Below are 20,183 nucleotides of genomic sequence, written 5' to 3' on the forward strand. Positions count from 1 at the left end.
CCCCGCTTCAGCTAGCTCACTGCCTCGACCAGCGCCATGCCTTCGCCGCGCCAGTGTCCGGCCCCTACCACCACGATCTGGGTGGGTGCGCCAAGCATTTCAATCTCGGTCCCCGTCGAATCATTCGGCGGGAACAGCGCGCCGCGCGAGATTGACAGTGCGGCGAGGGCAATGCCGAGCGGGAATTGCGTTTCCATGGTGTGGCCGAACATCGTGCCGGTCGAGCGCACCGGGAGATCGGCATGGCTCTTCAGGAAGCTGCGCTCTTCCGAGGTCGCGGGCTCGGCGCCGGTCGCGCCCGATATGATCGCGCCCTTGCCCGCGCGCTTGGGCAGCTTTTCCCAAAGCTTCTCCAGCGTCGCAGTCATGTCGCCACCCTGCTTGCGCCGGGCGAGGTCGGCAACGACGCTCGACAGCTTCGCGAACGGCTTGGCGCCGCGCGCCTCTGCATGCGCCCGCGATTCCAGCACCAGAAAGGCGCCGGCCGAACCGAGCGCGAAGCCGGGATGCTCCTTGCGTGCCCAGACGGGCGCGAACTTGTCCTTCAGGTTGAAGTCGCCGAATTCGTAGAGAACCAGCAGGTCCTTGCGCTCGCCATTGTGCGAGCCGCCGACGAGCGCGATGTCGCTCTCGCCCGAGGCAATGCGCGCGAGCGCAATGCGGGCGGCATCGGCGCCGGCGACCTCTTCACCCATGAAGGTGCGCGAGGTGCCGCCGAGGCCATGAACGATGGCGATGTTGCCGGCGAGCAGGTTGGAAAGCTGGGCCAGGAACAGGGTGGGGCGCAGATCGCTCATCAGCCGCTCGTTGAGGAAGCCGGACGCGTTGGCGCCCTTGGCCTCGGCCGTAAGCACGCCGGTGTCGACGTTGAGGTCGCGCTCGCCGCCGCCTGCGGCGATCACCATGTCGATCTTCGACAGGATGTCCTTGTTGCCCTTGATCCCGGCGGAGTCGAGCGCAAGGCCCGCGGCATAGGTGCCGATACGCTGCCAGGCTTCCATCTGCCGCTGGTCGCCCTTCTTCGGAATCTGGCTGTCGAAAGAGACCGGCATCAAGGGATGCACGATGTAGGGCGCAAATCCCTTCTCGTCGACATTGATGCGCTTCTCCTGGAGCGCGGCCCAGTTGGCGTCGAGCCCTTCGCCGAGCGAGGTGGCAAGGCCAATGCCGGTGATCCAGACTTCCGTCTGGGCGGGCTTCGAAGCAGTCTCAGTCATGGCGATACAGTCTGTTGCGGAAAGCCGATGCGCTTGGCGAACGCGTCCATGTAGCCGCGCATATCCGCATTGGGGAAGGGGATCAGCGTGAAGGTGAGTGCCGAGTTTGCGCGTAGCTTGCCGCCGACCCTGATCTTGGCTTCGGTCATGGCATAGCCCGAGCCTTCATGGGTAAGGCTCGCTTCGATGCTCATGAGATCGCCCGGGTAGACCGAACCGCGGACCTTGGCCTCCTTCACGGCGGCCAGGATCGGCATGCGCTCGAACTTGAACACGCCGAGCTGAAGCCAGCCGGAGGCTTGCGCCATCGATTCGATCAGGAGCACGCCGGGCATCAAGGGATAGCCCGGGAAGTGCCCCTCGAAGACGGTGCTCTCCTTCGGGACTTGGGCTTCGACAACGATCGTCTTCTCGTCGACCTTGAGGTCGACGATCCGATCGATCATGTGAAAGTATTCGAGTTGCATGGCCGCGCGCTTAGGCGCTCGCGCCCTTGGCCGCGACGAGCTCGTCGATGCGCGCGCACAGGTTCTTCAGCACGAAATACTGCTCAGTGGTCGCCTTGCCGTCGTTGACCTCCTGGGTCCACTTTTCCAACGGCAGCTTGATGCCGAACTGCTTGTCGATCGCGAAGGCGATATCAAGGAAATCGAGGCTGTCGATGCCGAGATCATCGATGGCATGACTATCCGGCGTGATCGTGTCGCGCGGGATGTCGCAGGTTTCAGCGATGATCGTGGCGACCTGATCGAATGTGGAAGACATCACTAAGCCTTTGATATATTGCAGGTATTTGTCAGATTTCCAGAGTGGCGCGGTGGGTGGGCATCGCGCCCCTGATGACGCCCTCAAACCCCCCTCTGGCCGGGTCGAAAGCCCGTATATCGGAGCGCCGCCTTGAGTTCAATGGAGCCGGGCAGGCGAGCAGACAGGGCTGGGGATGCCCGCCACAGCCCGTCCGCCGAGGGACGGGCGGCGAGCTGGGCCTAGATATGCGGCGTCGTGATCTTGACGCAGTCGCGGCGGCCCATCAGCACGCAATCCTGGGTCCGGCGCAGGTCGGCGATGCTCACGGCGAGCCAGATCCCGATCGCGGTCAGCGCGATGGTGAAGGCGAGCGCCGCGATATTGGCGAGCATGCGGTGGCGGAAATCGTCCGGTTCGGTGCGGGGCTGCTCGTAGCGGGTCAGGTCGAGTGGCTCGGGTGCGCGCAATTGCTGCACGGTGCCGTTGCCCCGGCGAACCACCGGGGAAGGCGAGGTGCGCGGCCTGAACTGGAGCACCCGGTGCTCGTCATCTGAGCTTATGGGCCGCTGGGTTGTCATGGGGCGGGGGATCACTCCGAAGCAGCGATTTTTAGATAGCACACAGGACGAACCTGTTGCAGAAAATCTTCTCAACGCCTAGCTGCATTTCCTGTTCGCACTATTCTGCATAGGCGCTGTCAAAAAGCCGGCCGCGACGCGGTCAGGAATGCGCGGATTGCGTTGCAACAACGGCCGCGGGGCTCATGCCCGCGTCCACATCGGCTTGTGATCTCCGCCTGCAGCCCGACGCATTTTGCCTCCCCACGGACCATGGCATAGTCCAGGGAACCTGTTTCCACCCATTTGCAACCATGAAGGGACCGTTCGACTATGACCAATACGCGCGAGCCGAGAGTGCATCCGGTCCCGATCCTGTCGCTTCGGCCGACGCAGATGACGGTCGGCATGCGTGAGGTCAAGGAGAAGCGCAAGCGCTGGCGCCAGCGCGACAGCAAGAAGCAGGCCGACCTGCTCGGCAAGCACATGATCCCCGTCGTCTACGGTCCGGACCTGCGCTATTACGTGATCGACCATCATCATCTCGGCCGCGCGCTGCATGACGAGGGCGTCAAGGACGTGCTGGTGACCATCGTTGGCGACCTCAGAATGGTCGAGCGCGAGGCCTTCTGGGGCGTCATGGACAACAAGCGCTGGGTCTATCCCTACGACGCCAAGGGCGAAAGGCGGCCGTTCCGCGACCTGCCGAAATCGGTGGCCGACCTCAAGGATGACCCGTTCCGCAGCCTCGCCGGCGAGCTCCGCCGCATCGGCGGCTTCGCCAAGGATACGACGCCGTTCTCCGAATTTCTGTGGGCCGACTATCTGCGCCGAAAACTCTCGCGCAAGGTGATCGATGCCGATTTCGACAAGGCGCTCGAGAGGGCCCTGTCCTCGGCTAGAAGCAAGGATGCGATCTATTTGCCCGGCTGGTGCGGGCCGGCGGACGATGATTAGGCGCGCATCTGTACCGCATGCGGTACCGCAATCCGGACCCCATCACAGCCTCTTGAGCGAAATCATTTTCCGTCCGCATGAAGCGCTCCTGAAACAGAGCCGTCCCATCTTTTGGGGCAATCGGGCTCACACAGGAGGCAGGAATGCGCCGTCTGTTTTTCGCTGTTGCCTTGCTCGCCCTCGCGTCAGCAGGGGTTTCGGCCTCGTTTGCCGCAGTTCACCACGCCAAGACATTGACGTTCGCCGAGCGCTTTGCTCCGGCACTCGAGTTGATGGCAAAGCACTAGCGGCATAGCGCTTCGCAGCCGCACGCAACGCATCGGTCGCGCGATCAGTTCGGGCCTTGCGCGCCGGAGAGCTGCATCCGTGGGTTCTCAGGTGCCTGATGGCGCGAAGGTCCTTGATATGTCGCAAATCCTGTCTGGCGCAGGCCGCTAGGGTCACGATGCATGAGGGGCGAACACGCATTGTGTCCAATGCGCAAGGCTAGTGGGCTCCGGATCATGCCGACCCGGAGACGCGGCGATGAGCCTGATCCTTCGCATTCTGTTTGTTGTCGCCGGAGCCATCACCGCGCTATTCGTCGCGCGGGATGCGCTGAACTTCACCATCATCCAGACCTTCGTCGCCATCCTGCTCGTGACCGCCGTCCTGCTCGCCGGGAGTCTCTGGAGCCTGCGACGCAAGACCTGATCGGCGCGGAGAGCGCGAGGTTAGCCGGAGCCGCCTAAGCGCTGCGTTCAGGCCCCTGCTCTGAGGCCGCTTCGTGCGACTCGTCCTTGCCACCGAGGATCCGGTGCAGCCAGCTTTCTACGCGGCGGCCGACCGTCAGCAGAACGAAGGCGAGCGCCAGAGCGGCTGCGACGATCTTCCATTGTCCGGCGCCGCAGATAATGCCGAGGCAGGCGGCAAGGAACGTGCAGGCCGCACTGGTCAGGCCGCTCACGCGAAAGCCTTTGCTCTCGTGGACAATGACGCCGGCACCGAGGAAGCCGATCCCCGTCAGGATGCCCTGGATCACCCGACTTGCCGCATCGTTGATCCTGCCGGGCTCGGCGAACTCGACGGCGAGCAGCACGACGGCCGCGGTGGAGAGCCCGACGATGCCGAGCGTCTTAAGTCCGATCGGCTTACCTTGCAGATCGCGGTTCAGGCCGATCGCGCCGCCGGCGAGCGTGGCGCTGCCGAGACGCAGCAGGATTTCGGGCCAGTCGAGTTCGGTCATAGCCTGTCGATCACTTCTTCGGCAGTCGTCGCCGTTCGGTCGCATGCCCGTGAAATTCGCCAGCCGGTACGACAGCGCGGCTTGGGCCGGCAAACATAATCGATGCGGGCTGCCGTCTCAACGTGCCACATCCTGGCTGTCATCGCCCGACCTCGGGCGATCCAGTATTCCAGAGGCCGGCGTGATTGAACCGAGAAGCTGCGGCGTACTGGATGCCCGCCTGCCGCCTACGCTAAAGCTTCGACGCCTCTAGACCACAACCCCGGCGAAGCCTTGGCGTAGCCGGGTCGCGGGGCATGACAGTGTGCTTGAAGCGCGAGCGCGACCTTACCGCAACGGCTTCTTCAGCAGCGAGAAGCGGTCGGGGTCGAGGCCCATCGAGGGTTGCAGCATCGGGGCTTCGAGGCTGGACATCGTCTTGGCAGGCGGTGCCGCGAACACCGGATCGTTCGGCACGTCGCGCTGCGAGGTGGCGCCGCGCCAGCGTTCGAGCACGGCGCTGACGAAATGCATGTCGTGACCGGAGGTGACCGAGGGCACGCTCGAGATGGTGGCTTCGCCGCGCGGCAATTGATGCGGCGGCACCTCCTTGAAACGCAGCCGCGTCGGCAGCGCGACGCCTTCGCCAAACGCCAGCACCTCGCGGGTGCCGAGCGAGGGCACGAAGGACAAAAGGTTCGCGGCCGCGTCCGACACGGCGGCGCGGAGCAGCGCCTGGTCGCGGTCGTTGGCAAGACGCATCGTGAACAGCGTGTTGCACTGGGAGATGATGGTGGCGTCGAGCTCTGCGGGGCGCTGCGTGATGAGGCCGAGATAGACGCCGTATTTGCGGCCCTCCTTGGCGATGCGCGACACCGCCTTGCGGGTCGGGCCGAAGCCGATGTTGCGGTCAGCGGAGGCGTAGCGATGCGCTTCCTCGCAGACGAACAGCAGCGGCGAGACGCCGTCGCTCCACAGGCCGAAATCAAAGGCCATCCGGCACAGCACCGAGACGACGGAGTCGATGACCTCGGCCGGGAAGCCGGCGAGCTGCATCACCGTCATCGGCTTGCCGTTGGCCGGCAGGCGGAACAAATGGCTGATCACCTCCGCCATGGTGTCGCCGCCGACATTGGCGTTGTCGAACATGAAGGCGTAGCGCGGGTCGTTGCGGACGGCCTCGATGCGCGAGATCAGCTTATGATAGATGATGCGCGACGAGCGGTTCTCGAGCTTGCCCATGCGCTCGTCGATCAGCGACAGCAGGTCGACCAGGCGATAGGGCACCGGCGTGTCGACGGTGTAGCCGATCTGCTTGGGATCGATGCGCTTGAGACCGATGCGGTCGGCGTTCTGGTACTGGGTGTAGACGCCCTTGGCGAGCGGGATCACCTCGGCGAGGATGTCGAGCTCCTCGGGCACGCCGGCGCGACCGCCGAACAGCACGTCGACGATTTCCTCGAAGTTGAACAGCCAGAACGGCAGCTTCAGGTTTCGTGGGTTGAGCACCAGCGCGCGATCGCCGAAGCAGCGGCCATATTCGTTGTGCACGTCGAGCAGGAAGATGCGCAGGTTCGGGCGCGCCTTCAGGATCTCGTTGAGCAGGAGCGAGACGCCGGTCGATTTGCCGACGCCGGTCGATCCAAGCACCGCGAAGTGCTTGGACAGCATTTCCTCGACGTCGACATAGGCGACGACCGAGCGGTCCTGCTGGAGGAAGCCGACATTGATCTGGTCCGACCCGGTCGGCGCGTAGATCGTGCGCAGCTCCTGGCTCGTGATCAGGTCAACGGCATCGCCGATGGTCGGATAGTTGGTCACGCCGCGCTGGAATTTGGCCTTGTCGGCGGCATTGAGGATCTCGCCGAGCAGGTCGACCGAGGCGATCGCGATGTAATTGTCGGTGCTCGATAGGTTTTCGCAGGAGACCTCGGTGATCATCGCGACGATGACCGAGCTGGCGCAGCGTATACTGACGAAACGGCCGACGGTCGCCCGAACCTCCGAGATCGGCATCCGGCCTTCCGCCAGAAGCCCGACCCGGGCGAGCGATCCGCGAACCGAAATCACGCGTCCAAAGGATGTCACGATCAATGAACCTGGCAAGAGCAAGGGATTTGATCCGGACTATGCGTGGCCGTCGCTGCACAAACGGTTAAGCCGCAGGCGCGGCCGCTTCGTTAAATCCGCCGTAATTCGGTCGGGAGCCGTGTCGCCAATACATAGTTATGGGCGGAATCGTCGGGAAAAATGCTGCAATTTCTAAGTCCGTTGGGGTGGCGCGGCGGTCTTAGGGAATATTTTACCATTCGGGCATCAGGCGCGACGCGCGGGGAACAATTGTCATCCTGCACGTCGGGTCATCCGGTTCGACTCAGATTTGTTGACGAGACCTAATCATTTGTACATTAGTACAAATAGGCTGCGCGCCATTTGCGTCCGGCGCGCCGCGGATCGCAGCCACGCTTGGCGGCCACGTTTGGAGGAAACCATGCAGCCCGAACCGATCCTCGATCTCGCCCATCTCGGCCACATGGAGCTCTTGACGCCCAAGCCTGACGAAAGCCTGAAGTTCTTCGTCGATGTCATGGGCATGACCGTCAGCGGGCAGAAGCGCGAGTCGGTCTACTTGCGCGGCTGGGACGATTACGAGCGCTATTCGCTCAAGCTCACGGCGTCGAAGACGTCGGGCATGGAGCACATGGCGCTACGCGCGCGCAGCCAGCAGGCGCTGGAGCGCCGCGTCGCCGCGCTGAAGGGCTCCGGTTTCGACATCGGCTGGATCGACGGCGACATGGGACAGGGGCCGACCTTCCGCTGCCGCGATCCTGATGGCCACATCGTCGAGCTCTATTACGAGACCGAATGGTATCAGGCGCCGCCGGAGCTGAAGCCCGCACTGAAGAATCAGGCCCAGCGTTTTCCGGCGCGCGGCGTCAACGTCCGCCGGCTCGACCATCTCAACTGCCTCGCGGTCGATATCAAGGCCAACCGCGAGTTCTTCGAGAATTATCTCGGCTGCCGTCTCACCGAGCAGATCGTGCTCAACGACGGCCGTGAAGCCGCGATGTGGCTGACGATGTCGAACAAGAGCTACGACTTCGCCTATTCACTCGATCATTCAGGCACGCCAGGCCGTTTCCACCACGTCACCTACGCGCTCGACAGCCGCGAGGAGATTCTTCGCGCGGCAGATATCTTCCTGGAGAACGGCGTGCATATCGAGACCGGCCCGCACAAGCACGCGATCCAGCAGACCTTCTTCCTCTATGTCTACGAGCCCGGTGGCAACCGCGTCGAGGTCGCCAATGCCGGCGCGCGTCTCATCCTCGCGCCGGACTGGAAGCCGATCGTGTGGACCGAGGAGGAGCGCAAGAAGGGCCAGGCCTGGGGCCTGAAGACGATCGAGTCCTTCCATACGCATGGTACGCCGCCGGTGGAGATCAAGAAGCACGGCTAATTTGCGGATGCGCGTGCGCGCGCGATCGTCTCGCGCACGCCGGACCACGCCGGCTTGTCCGGCGCGAACTGCTTGCGCAGGAAGGTGACGAGCTCCTCGACCTGCGCGTCGCTCATGCTGCCCTTGAAGGCGGGCATGTAGCCGAGATCGCTGGAGACGGGTTCGGTGATGCCGTACAGGATGATCTGCACCAGATTGTCCGCGGTTGCGCTGTGCAGATTGCTGTTGAGCGCGAGCGGGGGCCTGGTGCCGAACAGCGGCAGGCCGCCGACCTCGTGGCAGACGGCGCAGGCGCCCTGATAGAGCCGCGCGCCGGTGGAAGCGGCCACGGTGACTTGCGTCGCGTTCTCGAGTTTCGTTGCGAGCGCGTCTTGCGTTTGTCGGTCGCTCGCGGTGTCATTGAACGAATTGAGATAGACCGCCATCGCGCGGATGTCCTGGTCGGGCAGGGCCTTGAGGTCCCGGACGATCGGCGCCATAGGGCCGGCCGCGACGCCATGATAGCGGGAATGGCCGGTGCGCAAATACGCGAACAGCTCGTCCTCGCTCCACGGGATCGGTGCGCGGGAGAGCGAGGTCAGGGCCGGAGCTTCCCAGCCCTCGGCAAAGCCGCCGGCGAGATAGGCCCCGCGCTGCTCGGCACCGAGCGCATTGCGCGGCGAATGGCAGGCGCTGCAATGGCCGAGGCTTTCGACCAGATAGGCGCCGCGATTCCAAAGCTCCGACTTCACGGGATCGGGCTTGAATTCATCCGCCTCATGAAACAGCGCGTTCCATCCCGCGAGCAGCGGCCGAAGATTGAAAGGGAAGGCGAGCGTGTTCGCAGGCTGTGTCGCGCGCACCGCAGGCTGTGCCACCAGGTAGGCATAGAGCGCCTGCAGGTCGGCTTCGCTGGTCCTCGAAAAATGCGTGTAGGGGAAGGCGGGATAGAGCTGCCGTCCGTCGCGATGCAGCCCATCGCGCATCGCGCGCTCGAAGGCGGGGTAGGACCAGGCGCCGATGCCGGTCTCGACGTCGGGCGTGATGTTGGTCGAGTAGATCGTGCCGAACGGCGTTTGCAGCGCACGGCCACCGGCATTGAGCGCACCTCGAACCGCGGTATGGCACTCCGCGCAGTTGCCGAGCGCTGCAAGCTGCTGGCCGCGGGCGATCGTCGCTGCGGAATAGATCGACGCGTCGGGCCGCGCGATGGGCGCGATCGCGCGCGCCGGGAGCAGCGCTGCGCCGACGCCGATTGCGGCGGTGCAGACGGCCGCGATTGTCGCGAAGATGCCGGCGCGTTTGGCGAACGGATTCTGCCAGATGCGTGATGGCGGCGGCGGCGGGGTGGCGGGCGCGGGCAGGGCCTGCGGCGTGGCCGCTGCATCGCCGTGCAATCCCCTGAGAATGCGCTCCGGCGTGAATGGCGGCTCGCGAAAGCGCACGCCGGTGGCATCGAAGATCGCATTCGCAATCGCCGCCGCGCTCGGCACCGAGGCGGACTCGCCGACGCCGAGCGGCGGCTGGTTCTGACGCGGCAGCATCAGCACGTCGATCTTGGGCACGTCGGGGAAGGGGATGATCGGATAGGCGCCCCATTCGCGCGCCGCCACCGCGCCGCGCTCGAACGAGACCTCCTCCATCAGCGCGCGGCTGGTGGACTGGATGACGTTGCCGTGGATCTGGTGGCGCACGCCGTCCGGATTGATCATCAGGCCGGAATCCTGCCCGGCGATCACGCGCGTGACGCTGACGTCGCCGGTGGTCTTGTTCACCGCGACGTCGGCGACCCAGGCCGACCACGCCGCGCCATAGCCGGGGAACTTGCTGTGGACATAGAGCGCATAGGCAAAGCCACGCCCGTGCACGACCTCGCCGTCTTTCTCCTCGCGGACCGGTCGCGGCGTCCAGCCAGCGCGCTCGGCGACCGCATTGACGAGATCGATGGCGCGCTGGTCCTTCAGGTAGCGCAGGCGATACTCGATCGGGTCGACGCCAGCCTCGGTCGCGGCCTCGTCGATGTAGGATTCATGCGCAAAGGTGTTCGGTAGCGCCGAGACGCCGCGGAACCAGGACGCGCGCACGATCGGCGGCATGTCGTGGGCGACGACACGCATGTTGTCGTAGTCGTAAGGCGGGATCGCGGTGCGATCGCCCATCTGGAGCACGGCAGGCTCGGGCGAGATCCGCCCCGTCAGCAGCAGCGCCAGCGTCGGCGCGGCGTTCGAGGGATAGCGCGTGGCGAGATCGTAGGCAGCGACGTCGCCGTCGGCGTCGAGGCCGCCATTGACGTCAATCAGCTGCGCGGTGCCCTTGGGTTCCCAGGCGTGCTCCTGCTCGCGCGTCAATTGCACGCGCACGGGGCGGCCGACCGCGCGCGACAGCAGCAGGGCGTCCGCCGTGACGTCATCGGCGCAGTTGCGGCCGTAGCAGCCGGCGGCCTCCAGCCTGATCACCTCGATCTCGCTCTCGGGACGCTCGAGGAGGAGTGCAAGGTCGCTGCGCAGCACATGCGGGTTCTGCGTCCCGGACCAGACGCGGATATTGCCGTCCTGGAAGTCGGCGACCGCACAGGACGGGCCGATCGAGGCGTGCATCTGATACGGCCAGACATAAGTGCGCTGCATCGGCTTGGCCGCGCCTGATATTGCCGCATCGACGTCGCCCTTGTCGATCAGCGTGCGCGGCGTCGATGGATTGGCGCGCAACGCGGTCTCGACATCGGCGAGATCGGTCAGCGCGGGCGTCGGCTTCCAGCTCACCTTGAGCCGCTCTGCCGCACGGATCGCATTCTCCTCGCGCTCGGCGACGATTCCGACGAAATCGCCGATGCGCACCACGGCCACCAGGCCGGGAATATCGCGCACCGACGCCTCATCGACGGCGATCAGGCTGGTGCCGACGAACGAGCCGGCATCGACGCCGGCATAGGGCGGACGCACCACGCGGCCATGCAGCATGCCGGGCAAGCGGACGTCGTGCACGAAAGTCAGCTCGCCCGTAGCCTTGGCCGGCACGTCGACCCGCGGCATCGACTGGCCGACGATGGCATAATCGCTGGCCGCCTTGACCGTGACGTCGTCGGCAAGCTCGAGGCTGATCGTCTCGTCGCCGATCAGCTCGCCATAGCTGACGCTGCGATTGTCGGTCCCCCGGACGAGACCGTCGTCGATCCTAAGGTCGGCCGCCGGCAGCTCGAGCCGCTCGGCCGCGCGTGCGATCAAGAAGTGCCGCGCCTGGGCTGCGGCCTTGCGCAACGGCACGGCCGTGATCTGGATCGTCTCGCTCGCGATCGTCGCGCCCTGGTTCGGCACCAATGCGGTATCGCCGAGCACGACGACGACGCGCGCAAAGGACACATCCAGCTCCTCGGCGACGATCTGGCCCAGCGCAGTGCGGATGCCGGTGCCGAGATCGACATGGCCGTTATAGGCCGTGACCGCGCCGTCCGCGGTGATGCGGACATAGGTCTCGGTCGTGACCTCGTCCACGGTGCTGATGACGACGAGCGAACCGGATGGCCGCTCAGCTCCGTTCGGATGCGGGGAGGCCATCAATCAACGGCCTCGGTGAGCTGGCCGGAGGCGCGCATCACGGCGCGCAGGATTTCGACATGCGTGCCGCAGCGGCAGAGATTGTAGCGCAGCGCCGCCAGCGCCTCCTGTTCGGTCGGCTGCGGATTGATCGCGAGCAGCGCTTTGGTGGTCATGATCATGCCGTTGAGACAGTAGCCGCATTGCGCGGCCTGCTCGTCGATGAAGGCTTGTTGCACGACATCAGGCTTGTCGCGCGTACCGAGGCCTTCGAGCGTCACGATGTCGCGGCCGGCGCAGCCGCTCACGGGAATCACGCAGGACCGCGCCGCGGCCCCATCGATCAGGACAGTACAGGTGCCGCATTCACCGAGACCGCAGCCATATTTCGGCCCGTTGAGTGCGAGGTCGTTGCGCAGCACATAGAGCAGAGGCGTGTCCCGCGCCGCAGTGACCTCGTGGATCCTGCCGTTCACGGTGAGGCGGATCGGTGTCTGCGTCATCCTCGTTCCCAAGCCCTGTCAGCGCGCGATTTGTAAGTCGTGACGATACCGTTTGTACACAAACGTGCAAGCCGTCATGCCGCACTGCAGCGCGACTGCCTTCTTTGTGGACAGAGCGGATAGGCATATGAGGTTTTATGCGGCAGGCGCATCTTTTGCGATGCACCGCCGCTTGACAGCTATCGGGACCGCGCGCAACATCGTTCGTATACGAATGATAACCGCGGTCTCCGCTGGCTCTGACATGGTGATGGAAACAACGAGCGCTGCCGTCGACAAGATCCGCTGCGATGCCTGCCCGGTGATGTGCTACATCAAGCCGGGCGCGGCGGGCGCCTGCGACCGTTACGCCAATCACGATGGCAAGCTCGTCCGCGTCGATCCGCACGTGATCCTGGAGCGCACCGTCTCGCACGGCGGCAAGCTCGTCCCGTTCAGCCGCACGGAGGACTGGGATGGCAAGATCGTCCACGAGCCTTCAACCTTTGTGACGGCGATCGGAGCGGGCACGACCTATCCCGACTACAAGCCGGCGCCCTTCATCGTCTCCGCGGAGGTCGATGGCGTCGACATGGTGACTGTCGTCACCGAGGGAATCTTCTCCTATTGCGGCATCAAGGTGAAGATCGACACCGACCGCTATCTTGGGCCCGAGACCGCGACCGTTCGCGCGCAGGGCGAGGCGGTGGGCCACGTCACCACCAGCGAATACGGCTCGCAGATGCTCTCGCTCGGCGGCGTGCATCATCTCACCGGCGGCTCCAAGAAAGAGGGGCGCGTCACCTGCGACACGCTGATGGATCTCGCTAATTGCAAGGCGGTCGAGCTCACCATCGACGGTGGTGCGAGCGTGGTGGTGCAGGCCGGCCAGCCGCCGGTCGTCAATGGCGTGAAGGAAGAGCGCATGCGGGTCGGCTGCGGCTCGGCGACGATCGGCATGTTCGCCAAGCAGTGGCATGGCAAGGTCGATGAGGTCGTCGTGGTCGACGACCACATCACCGGCGTGCTCTCGGAACATCAGGCCGGCAAGCTGCTCGATATCGCCTATACCGGCATCAAGATGAAGGGCCGGCGTTCGACGCCCGGCCGCTATTTCCAGGTCGCCGATCCCGGCACGGGCTGGGGCGGCACCAACATCTCGGATCCGCTCTCGATCCTCGGCCCATTTGATGCCAAGGAAGCCAAGCCCGGTCTGACCATGCTGATGGTCTCCACCACCGGCGAGCATTCGTCCTATTATGTGCTCGACGAGGCCTTGAAGCCCGTCGAGACCGAGATGCCCGATGACCTGAAGTTTTCGGTCGAGCGCATCCAGGAGAACTGCGAGCCGGCGCTGTGCACGGTGCTGTTCATGGCGGGCGCCGGCGGCTCGCTGCGCGCGGGCGTCACCGACAATCCGGTGCGGCTGACGCGCTCGGTGAAGGACGCGCTGACGCGCGTCACCAGCGGCGGCGCGCCGGTCTATGTCTGGCCCGGCGGCGGCATCACCTACATGGTCGACGTGACGCAGATGCCGGCGGGCGCGTTCGGCTATGTGCCGACGCCGGCACTGGTCGCGCCGATCGAGTTCACGATGAAGCTGTCGGACTATGCCGCGCTCGGCGGGCACATGGATTATGTTAAGCCGCTCTCGGAGGTGAAGGGCGGTGACGATGTCTGCCAGCTGCCCTGGCAGAACCCGATTCCGGGACGTCGGGCATGAGACGGCGCCCGCAGATCGCATTGCTGTCTGATGGCCGGCGGCTGCATTTGCAGGATGGACCGATTGATTTGATCGTGGAGGCGAGGGGCCGCGCGGACGAGGTGCGTGCCGCCTACGAGGCGGCAGCGCGGCGGTTCACCGGTCTGCTCGACGAGCTCTGCGCGGAATTGCCGGAGCTGCGGATGGCCGCTGAGGGGCTGACTTCCCTGAAGGGCGTAGTGGCGCGGCGCATGCATGCCGCTGTCGCGCCCTATGCCGCCGATTGCTTCATCACGCCGATGGGAGCTGTGGCCGGCAGCGTGGCGGAGGAGATCCTTGGCGTAATGCTTGGAGCCGCAACCCTCAATCAAGCCTACGTCAACAATGGCGGCGATATCGCGCTTTATCTCGGCGAAGGCGAGCATTTCTCTGTCGGCTTGATGGATCGGCCCGATCGCTCCGGCGTGATGCGGACGCTGAGGGTCGATTCAGCCGACCCCGTACGCGGGATCGCGACCAGTGGACGCCACGGTCGCAGTTTTTCGCTCGGGATCGCCGACGCGGTGACCGTGTTGGCTGCAACGGCATCGCGGGCCGATGCGGCGGCCACCATCATCGCCAACGCGGTGGATCTACCGGGACACCCGGCCATCATCCGCAAGCCCGCCAACGAGCTTCAGCCCGACAGCGATCTCGGGGGGCGCCTTGTCACCCGCGAGGTCGGCGAGTTGTCGCACAATGAGATCGCGGCCGCGCTGGAATCTGGCGCGGAATGTGCACGGCATTTATTCGATCGCGGATTGATCGAGGGTGCCGTGTTGCAGCTTTGTGGTGATATGCTTGTCATTGGACCGAAAGATATTGAACGGCAACGATCGCGCCGGCCTATGCTGGAGAACGCGGTTCATGCCTGAACAGGGAAGAGCCTGAGGAAGCAATCATGAGCGCGATCATCCGCAAGATCGTCACCGTCGTCGAAGAGACCCAGATGGAGATGGGGCGTCAGGTGTCGCCGCCGACCCGGCGCGCCGCGGCGATCGCCGTGATTGAGAATCCCTTTGCGGGGAAATATGTCGAAGACCTTTCCCCGCTGATTGCGATTGGCGAGGAACTGGGCGAGCTGCTGTCGAAGCGCGCGGTGGCGGCGCTCGGTATCGATGGCGCAAAGGCGCAGAGCTATGGCAAGGCCGCGGCCGTCGGCGAGAACGGCGAGCTGGAGCATGCCGCCGCGATCCTGCATCCGAAGATGGGTGCGCCCGTGCGCAAAGTGCTGAGCAAGGGCGCGGCGCTGATCCCGTCGTCGAAAAAACGCAGCGGTCCCGGCACGACGCTGGATATCCCTCTGGGGCACAAGGACGCAGCCTTCGTACGCAGCCATTTTGACGGCATGGAGGTACAGGTCAACGATGCGCCGCGCGCCAACGAGATCATGGTCGCGGTTGCCGTCACCGACAGCGGCCGTCCGCTGCCGCGCGTCGGCGGGCTGACGGTTGCGGAGATCAAGGGCGAAGACGGATTGAGGTAGCGCGATCCGGAGAGCCGGGCACGGGTTCTCCGATCAAATCGTGTGCGAACGAGAGAAGTTCAAAACTGGAGGTTGGGATGCGAGCAAGAAACGTTTTTGTCGGCGCGGCCTTCGCGCTTCTGGCCGGCGGCATGGCCCATTCGGCCCTGGCGCAGGAAATCAAGATCGGCGAGATCAACAGCTATTCGCTGCTGCCGGCCTTCACCGAGCCCTATCGCAAGGGATGGCAGCTCGCGGTCGAACAGATCAACGCGGCCGGTGGCATCAACGGCAAGAAGCTCGTCGTCATCTCCAAGGACGATGGCGGCAAGCCGGCGGATGCGCAGACCGCGGCCAATGAGCTCGTCTCAAGCGAGGGTGTCGCGATGCTCACGGGCACGTTCCTGTCGAACATCGGCCTCGCTGTCAGCGACTTCGCCAACCAGAAGAAGGTGTTCTTCCTCGCGGCCGAGCCGCTCACGGACGCGATCACCTGGTCCAAAGGCAACAAATACACCTTCCGCCTGCGTCCCTCCAACTACATGCAGGCGGCGATGCTGGTGGAGGCAGCCAGCAAGCTGCCTGCGAAACGCTGGGCGACGATCGCGCCGAACTACGAATACGGTCAATCGGCGGTCGCGGTGTTCAAGAAACTGATGTCGGAGAAGCGCCCGGACATCCAGTGGGTCGACGAGCAATGGCCGCCGCAGGGCAAAATCGACGCGGGCCCGGTGGTGCAGGCGGTGGCCGCCGCCAATCCGGAAGCGATCCTCAACGTCACCTTCGGCGCCGATCTCGTTAAGCTCGTGCGCGAAGGCAACACCCGCGGGCTGTTCAAGGGACGCGAGGTCGTCTCCTTCCTGACCGGCGAGCCCGAATATCTCGATCCGCTCAAGGACGAGACGCCCGAGGGTTGGATCGTCACCGGCTATCCCTGGTACTCGATCAAGACGCCCGAGCATGACGCGTTCCTGAAGGCCTACCAGGCCAAGTACAACGACTATCCGCGCCTCGGCTCGATCGTCGGCTACCAGACCATCAAATCGGCGGCGGCAATCCTGGCGAAGGCCGGCTCGACCGATCCGGAGAAGCTGATCACCGCAGCGGAGGGGCTGTCGATGCCGTCGCCGTTCGGCGAGATCACCTTCCGCAAGATCGACCATCAGTCGACGCTCGGTGCCTATGTCGGTAAGACCGCGCTGAAGGACGGCAAGGGTGTGATGGTGGATTCATCCTACAAGAAGGGCGCGGACTACCTGCCTGGCGACGCCGAAATTGAGAAGCTGCGTCCGAAGGATTGATCTGGCTTCACTCTCCGCTGCCGTAGGGTGGGTTAGCCGAAGGCGTAACCCACCACCTTCGGTGCCACAAGAAATGGTGGGTTACGCCCGGCGAACTCCGCTCCGCGTAGCCGCTGGACTAACCCACCCTACGAATTCATCTAACCCGGACCGCCGATGGCCTTTTATGTCGTACAGTTTCTGACCGGTCTCGCCAGCGCAGCGTCGCTGTTCCTGGTGGCGTCGGGCCTGTCGATCATCTTCGGCGTGACGCGGATCGTGAATTTCGCGCATGGCGCCTTCTACATGATCGGCGCCTACATCGCCTTCACGCTGACCGAGCGGCTGTCGGGCGCGTTCGGCTTCTGGGGCAGCATCGTTCTGGCGGCGCTGGCAGTGGCGCTGATTGGAATCATCGTCGAGATGGTGCTGCTGCGGCGCATCTATCACGCGCCCGAACTGTTCCAGTTGCTCGCGACCTTCGGCCTGACCCTGATGGTCGAAGATCTCGTGGTGCTGATCTGGGGGCCTGACGACCTCGTCGGTCGCCGCGCGCCCGGCTTCAAGGGCGCGATCGATTTCTTCGGCCAGAACATTCCGAGCTATGATCTGTTCCTGATCGTGCTCGGACCCGTCGTGCTCGGCATTCTCTGGCTGCTGTTCCAGCGCACGCGCTGGGGCGTCTTGGTGCGCGCCGCGACGCAGGACCGCGACATGGTCGCTGCGCTCGGCGTGAACCAGAAGTGGCTGTTCACGAGCGTGTTCGCGGTCGGCGTCTTCCTTGCAGCCCTCGGCGGCGCGCTCCAGATTCCGCGCGATGCCGTGCATCACGCCATGGATCTTCGGATCATCGTGGAAGTGTTCGTTGTGGTCGTGATCGGCGGCCTCGGCAGCATCGTCGGCGCCTTCGTTGCGGCGGTGCTGGTGTCCGAGCTCAACGCCTTCGGCATCCTGATCTTCCCGAAGATCTCCATCATCCTGGTCTTCCTGGTGATGGCCGTGGTGCTGATCGTGCGGCCCTGGGGCCTGTTCGGCAAGCCCGAGGCGGCCGCGCGCAAGACGCCGGGTCTGACTGTCAATCCATGGCGCCCGATGACCTCGAACGAGCGGCTGGCTGCGCTGGCCGCGCTCGTCATCGCAGCGACGCTGCCCCTGTTCGCCGGCAATTACGCGCTGACGGTCGGCTCGGAGATCGCGATCTTCGTCATCTTCGCCGTCAGCCTGCACTTCCTGATGTCCGTCGGCGGGCTCGCATCGTTCGGCCATGCCGCCTATTTCGGGCTTGGTGCCTACGGCATCGCCTTCCTCGCCAAGATGGCGGGGCTCCCGATGATCGTGTGTCTGTTGCTCGGTCCGCTGCTCGGCTGCATGGGCGCGGCCGTGTTCGGCTTCTTCGCGGTGCAGCTGTCCGGCGTCTATTTCGCCATGCTGACGCTCGCCTTCGCGCAGATCGTGTGGTCGATCGCATTCCAGTGGGTGAACGTGACGGGCGGTGACAACGGCATTCTGGGCCTTTGGCCGTCGAGCTGGGCCGCGAGCCCATCGCATTTCTATTGGCTCGCGCTCGGCGTCGCGGCGCTGGTGACCATCGCGCTTCGAGCCATGGTGTTCTCGCCGTTCGGCTATGCGCTCCGGGCGACGCGTGACTCGGCGCTGCGCAGCGAAGCGATCGGTATCGACGCGAAGCGCATCCAGTGGACCGCCTTCGTGATCGCAGGCACCACTGCCGGTATCGGCGGCGCGCTGTTCGCCTACCTCAAGGGCAGCGTCTTCCCTGACAATCTCGGCATCTCGCTCTCGGTCGATGCGCTGGTCATGGTGCTGCTCGGCGGCGTCGAAACTGTATCGGGCGCGGTGATCGGCGCCATCGTCTACAAGGCTCTGAACATCTGGCTGGTCAGCCAGACCGACCTGTCGAAGCTCGTGCTCGGCGGCTTCATCATGCTGATCGTCGTCGTCTTCCCCAAGGGCATCGTCGGCATGCTGGAGCTGCTGGCGCAGCGCCGTAAGAAAGCATCGCCCCCGGGATCTCCCTTGCTTGCCAAGCCGATCGAGTCCGCCGAATGAGCGTCGCACCCCCACTTCTTGCGGTCGAAGGCCTGACCAAATCCTATGGCGGCATCCATGCCGTGCGCGGTGTCTCGTTCTCGCTGTGTGCCGGCGAGATCCTGGCACTGATCGGCCCGAACGGCGCCGGCAAGAGCACTTGCTTCGACATGCTCAACGGCCAGAACAAGCCGGATTCCGGCCATGTCCGTCTGCTCGGCGAAGAGATCACCGGCAGGAAGCCGCGCGATGTCTGGCGCCTCGGCGTCGGGCGCACGTTTCAGATCACTGCGACCTTCGCTACCATGACTGTGCGCGAGAACGTGCAAGTCGCGCTGATCTCGCACGGGAAGCAGCTGTTCAATCTGTTCGGCTCGGCGCCGAAGTTCGACCGCGGCGAGGCCGGCCGTCTGCTCGAGCTGGTCGGCATGAGCGGCTACGCGGATCGGCCCTGCGGCGAGCTCGCCTATGGCGACCTCAAGCGGCTCGAGCTTGCGGTGGCGCTCGCCAACCAGCCAAAGCTGCTCTTGATGGACGAGCCGACCGCGGGCATGGCACCGCGCGAGCGTGTCGACCTGATGCGGCTGACCGCGCAGATCGCGCGGGAGAAATCGATCGGCGTGCTCTTCACCGAGCACGACATGGACGTTGTGTTCGAACATGCCGACCGCATCATCGTGCTCAACCGCGGCACGCTGATCGCCGAGGGTTCGCCGGCCGAGGTGCGCGGCAATCCGCAGGTGCAGGCGGTCTATCTCGGCGAGGGCCTCGTCTACGATGCCCGCCATCGCGAGGGAGCCTCGACATGAAGCTGACGGTCGAAGCGCTCAACAGCCATTATGGTCCGGCGCATATCCTGTTCGATATCGGCTTCGAGGTCGGCGAGGGCGAGGTCGTCGCGCTGCTCGGGCGCAACGGCGCCGGCAAGTCGACGACCTTTCGCTCCATCGTTGGCCTCGTCGCGCAGCGAACCGGCCGCATCATGTTCGAGGGCAAGGACGTCTCGGTGCGTCCGACGCATGAGATCGTGCGCGAGGGCCTCGGCTATGTGCCGGAGGAGCGGCGCATCTTCACGGACCTGACCGTTGAGGAAAATCTCGAGGTCGGTCGCCAGCCCAAGCGTCCGAACGCTCCGCACTGGACGCGCGAAAAACTGTTCACGCTATTTCCAAACCTGGGTGAGATGAAAAACCGTCCGGGCGGGCGCATGAGCGGCGGCGAGCAGCAGATGCTCACCATCGCGCGCACGCTGATGGGCAATCCGTCGCTGGTCCTGTTGGACGAGCCTTCGGAGGGCCTGTCGCCGAAGATCGTGGAACAGATGGTCGATGCCATCCTGACCATGAAGAAGGAAGGCGTCAGCATCGTCGTCTCCGAGCAGAATCTGCATTTCGCGCGGCTGATTTCCGATCGCGCCTACATCATCGAGCGCGGCCGCATCTGCTTCGGCGGCACCATGGCCGAGCTCGACGCACGTCCGGATATCCGTGACGCGCATCTGTCGTTGTGAGGGCA

19 protein-coding genes are annotated in these 20,183 nt (G+C 64.7%); 11 read left to right on the forward strand and 8 right to left on the reverse strand.

Annotation, left to right across the window (positions count from 1 at the left end; translation table 11 throughout):
* Positions 1-11: 11 nt before the first annotated feature.
* The 4 genes from LRP30_RS16475 to LRP30_RS16490 form a co-directional block, all read right to left on the reverse strand.
* Complete coding sequence (locus LRP30_RS16475; RefSeq protein WP_128938558.1) at positions 12-1,217, reverse strand: beta-ketoacyl-ACP synthase; 1,206 nt, start codon at positions 1,215-1,217, stop codon at positions 12-14.
* The gene (locus LRP30_RS16480) at positions 1,214-1,684 is read right to left on the reverse strand and encodes a 3-hydroxyacyl-ACP dehydratase FabZ family protein (RefSeq protein WP_091888665.1); all 471 of its coding nucleotides are present in this window, start codon (positions 1,682-1,684) and stop codon (positions 1,214-1,216) included. Before LRP30_RS16480 ends, LRP30_RS16475 begins: the two co-directional genes overlap by 4 nt.
* A gap of 10 nt (positions 1,685-1,694) precedes the next feature.
* Positions 1,695-1,982 (reverse strand): acyl carrier protein, encoded by a 288-nt coding sequence (locus LRP30_RS16485; RefSeq protein WP_007592476.1) that lies wholly within the window; start codon positions 1,980-1,982, stop codon positions 1,695-1,697.
* A gap of 221 nt (positions 1,983-2,203) precedes the next feature.
* Positions 2,204-2,542 carry a hypothetical protein gene (locus LRP30_RS16490; RefSeq protein WP_091888663.1) on the reverse strand — a complete coding sequence of 113 codons (339 nt, stop codon included), beginning with the start codon at positions 2,540-2,542 and terminating at the stop codon, positions 2,204-2,206.
* A 312-nt stretch (positions 2,543-2,854) separates the two neighbouring features.
* Between LRP30_RS16490 and LRP30_RS16495 the strand changes: the two genes are divergently transcribed.
* The 3 genes from LRP30_RS16495 (at position 2,855) to LRP30_RS16505 (ending at position 4,171) form a co-directional block, all read left to right on the forward strand.
* Positions 2,855-3,478: a ParB-like protein gene (locus LRP30_RS16495; protein WP_249761040.1), complete on the forward strand. Its 624-nt coding sequence runs from the start codon at positions 2,855-2,857 to the stop codon at positions 3,476-3,478.
* Between the two features lie 143 nt (positions 3,479-3,621).
* Positions 3,622-3,765, forward strand: coding sequence for a hypothetical protein (locus LRP30_RS16500; RefSeq protein WP_164934455.1), 144 nt, complete (start codon positions 3,622-3,624; stop codon positions 3,763-3,765).
* Between the two features lie 238 nt (positions 3,766-4,003).
* Positions 4,004-4,171, forward strand: coding sequence for a hypothetical protein (locus LRP30_RS16505; RefSeq protein WP_164934456.1), 168 nt, complete (start codon positions 4,004-4,006; stop codon positions 4,169-4,171).
* A gap of 34 nt (positions 4,172-4,205) precedes the next feature.
* Here LRP30_RS16505 and LRP30_RS16510 read toward each other — a convergent pair whose 3' ends face one another.
* Both LRP30_RS16510 and LRP30_RS16515 read right to left on the reverse strand, forming a co-directional pair.
* A complete protein-coding gene (locus tag LRP30_RS16510; protein ID WP_249761041.1) occupies positions 4,206-4,703 on the reverse strand; it encodes an MgtC/SapB family protein in 498 nt (165 codons plus the stop codon).
* 327 nt (positions 4,704-5,030) lie between these two features.
* Entirely contained in the window at positions 5,031-6,770 is a 1,740-nt protein-coding gene (locus tag LRP30_RS16515) for a DUF87 domain-containing protein (protein WP_164939471.1), read from the reverse strand.
* Between the two features lie 403 nt (positions 6,771-7,173).
* On the opposite strand from LRP30_RS16515, the gene LRP30_RS16520 reads away from it, so the two are divergent.
* On the forward strand, positions 7,174-8,142 hold the full coding sequence (locus tag LRP30_RS16520; protein WP_128934459.1) for a catechol 2,3-dioxygenase: 969 nt from the start codon (positions 7,174-7,176) through the stop codon (positions 8,140-8,142).
* On the opposite strand, the gene LRP30_RS16525 is transcribed toward LRP30_RS16520, so the two are convergent.
* Both LRP30_RS16525 and LRP30_RS16530 read right to left on the reverse strand, forming a co-directional pair.
* On the reverse strand, positions 8,139-11,675 hold the full coding sequence (locus LRP30_RS16525) for a molybdopterin cofactor-binding domain-containing protein (RefSeq protein WP_249761042.1): 3,537 nt from the start codon (positions 11,673-11,675) through the stop codon (positions 8,139-8,141). The two genes, LRP30_RS16520 and LRP30_RS16525, sit on opposite strands and share 4 nt — an antisense overlap.
* Positions 11,675-12,157, reverse strand: coding sequence for a (2Fe-2S)-binding protein (locus LRP30_RS16530; protein ID WP_249761043.1), 483 nt, complete (start codon positions 12,155-12,157; stop codon positions 11,675-11,677). Before LRP30_RS16530 ends, LRP30_RS16525 begins: the two co-directional genes overlap by 1 nt.
* 244 nt (positions 12,158-12,401) lie before the next feature.
* Between LRP30_RS16530 and LRP30_RS16535 the strand changes: the two genes are divergently transcribed.
* From LRP30_RS16535 to LRP30_RS16565, 7 genes are all read left to right on the forward strand, one after another.
* A complete protein-coding gene (locus LRP30_RS16535; protein ID WP_249761044.1) occupies positions 12,402-13,859 on the forward strand; it encodes a 6-hydroxynicotinate reductase in 1,458 nt (485 codons plus the stop codon).
* Positions 13,856-14,752 carry a UPF0280 family protein gene (locus LRP30_RS16540; protein ID WP_249761045.1) on the forward strand — a complete coding sequence of 299 codons (897 nt, stop codon included), beginning with the start codon at positions 13,856-13,858 and terminating at the stop codon, positions 14,750-14,752. Before LRP30_RS16535 ends, LRP30_RS16540 begins: the two co-directional genes overlap by 4 nt.
* A 26-nt stretch (positions 14,753-14,778) precedes the next feature.
* A complete protein-coding gene (locus tag LRP30_RS16545; protein ID WP_249761046.1) occupies positions 14,779-15,363 on the forward strand; it encodes an amino acid synthesis family protein in 585 nt (194 codons plus the stop codon).
* 77 nt (positions 15,364-15,440) lie between these two features.
* A complete protein-coding gene (locus tag LRP30_RS16550) occupies positions 15,441-16,643 on the forward strand; it encodes an ABC transporter substrate-binding protein (protein ID WP_249761047.1) in 1,203 nt (400 codons plus the stop codon).
* Between the two features lie 156 nt (positions 16,644-16,799).
* Positions 16,800-18,689, forward strand: a complete 1,890-nt coding sequence (locus tag LRP30_RS16555; RefSeq protein ID WP_249761048.1) for an ABC transporter permease — start codon at positions 16,800-16,802, stop codon at positions 18,687-18,689.
* Positions 18,686-19,477, forward strand: coding sequence for an ABC transporter ATP-binding protein (locus LRP30_RS16560; protein WP_249761049.1), 792 nt, complete (start codon positions 18,686-18,688; stop codon positions 19,475-19,477). The genes LRP30_RS16555 and LRP30_RS16560 overlap by 4 nt, the downstream gene beginning before the upstream one ends.
* Complete coding sequence (locus LRP30_RS16565) at positions 19,474-20,178, forward strand: ABC transporter ATP-binding protein (protein WP_128945611.1); 705 nt, start codon at positions 19,474-19,476, stop codon at positions 20,176-20,178. The genes LRP30_RS16560 and LRP30_RS16565 overlap by 4 nt, the downstream gene beginning before the upstream one ends.
* Positions 20,179-20,183 lie beyond the last annotated feature (5 nt).

This window comes from Bradyrhizobium sp. C-145 (assembly GCF_023375135.1).
Taxonomy (GTDB): domain Bacteria; phylum Pseudomonadota; class Alphaproteobacteria; order Rhizobiales; family Xanthobacteraceae; genus Bradyrhizobium; species Bradyrhizobium zhanjiangense.

What these genes read in the sequence shown, in the direction of transcription:
- LRP30_RS16510 (WP_249761041.1), bottom strand. Translation starts at nt 4,703, where the DNA reads ATGACCGAACTCGACTGGCCCGAAATCCTGCTGCGTCTCGGCAGCGCC.
- LRP30_RS16520 (WP_128934459.1), top strand. Translation starts at nt 7,174, where the DNA reads ATGCAGCCCGAACCGATCCTCGATCTCGCCCATCTCGGCCACATGGAG.
- LRP30_RS16550 (WP_249761047.1), top strand. Translation starts at nt 15,441, where the DNA reads ATGCGAGCAAGAAACGTTTTTGTCGGCGCGGCCTTCGCGCTTCTGGCC.
- LRP30_RS16480 (WP_091888665.1), bottom strand. Translation starts at nt 1,684, where the DNA reads ATGCAACTCGAATACTTTCACATGATCGATCGGATCGTCGACCTCAAG.
- LRP30_RS16505 (WP_164934456.1), top strand. Translation starts at nt 4,004, where the DNA reads ATGAGCCTGATCCTTCGCATTCTGTTTGTTGTCGCCGGAGCCATCACC.
- LRP30_RS16545 (WP_249761046.1), top strand. Translation starts at nt 14,779, where the DNA reads ATGAGCGCGATCATCCGCAAGATCGTCACCGTCGTCGAAGAGACCCAG.
- LRP30_RS16530 (WP_249761043.1), bottom strand. Translation starts at nt 12,157, where the DNA reads ATGACGCAGACACCGATCCGCCTCACCGTGAACGGCAGGATCCACGAG.
- LRP30_RS16500 (WP_164934455.1), top strand. Translation starts at nt 3,622, where the DNA reads ATGCGCCGTCTGTTTTTCGCTGTTGCCTTGCTCGCCCTCGCGTCAGCA.
- LRP30_RS16555 (WP_249761048.1), top strand. Translation starts at nt 16,800, where the DNA reads ATGGCCTTTTATGTCGTACAGTTTCTGACCGGTCTCGCCAGCGCAGCG.
- LRP30_RS16535 (WP_249761044.1), top strand. Translation starts at nt 12,402, where the DNA reads ATGGTGATGGAAACAACGAGCGCTGCCGTCGACAAGATCCGCTGCGAT.
- LRP30_RS16560 (WP_249761049.1), top strand. Translation starts at nt 18,686, where the DNA reads ATGAGCGTCGCACCCCCACTTCTTGCGGTCGAAGGCCTGACCAAATCC.
- LRP30_RS16525 (WP_249761042.1), bottom strand. Translation starts at nt 11,675, where the DNA reads ATGGCCTCCCCGCATCCGAACGGAGCTGAGCGGCCATCCGGTTCGCTC.
- LRP30_RS16495 (WP_249761040.1), top strand. Translation starts at nt 2,855, where the DNA reads ATGACCAATACGCGCGAGCCGAGAGTGCATCCGGTCCCGATCCTGTCG.
- LRP30_RS16540 (WP_249761045.1), top strand. Translation starts at nt 13,856, where the DNA reads ATGAGACGGCGCCCGCAGATCGCATTGCTGTCTGATGGCCGGCGGCTG.
- LRP30_RS16475 (WP_128938558.1), bottom strand. Translation starts at nt 1,217, where the DNA reads ATGACTGAGACTGCTTCGAAGCCCGCCCAGACGGAAGTCTGGATCACC.
- LRP30_RS16565 (WP_128945611.1), top strand. Translation starts at nt 19,474, where the DNA reads ATGAAGCTGACGGTCGAAGCGCTCAACAGCCATTATGGTCCGGCGCAT.
- LRP30_RS16485 (WP_007592476.1), bottom strand. Translation starts at nt 1,982, where the DNA reads ATGTCTTCCACATTCGATCAGGTCGCCACGATCATCGCTGAAACCTGC.
- LRP30_RS16490 (WP_091888663.1), bottom strand. Translation starts at nt 2,542, where the DNA reads ATGACAACCCAGCGGCCCATAAGCTCAGATGACGAGCACCGGGTGCTC.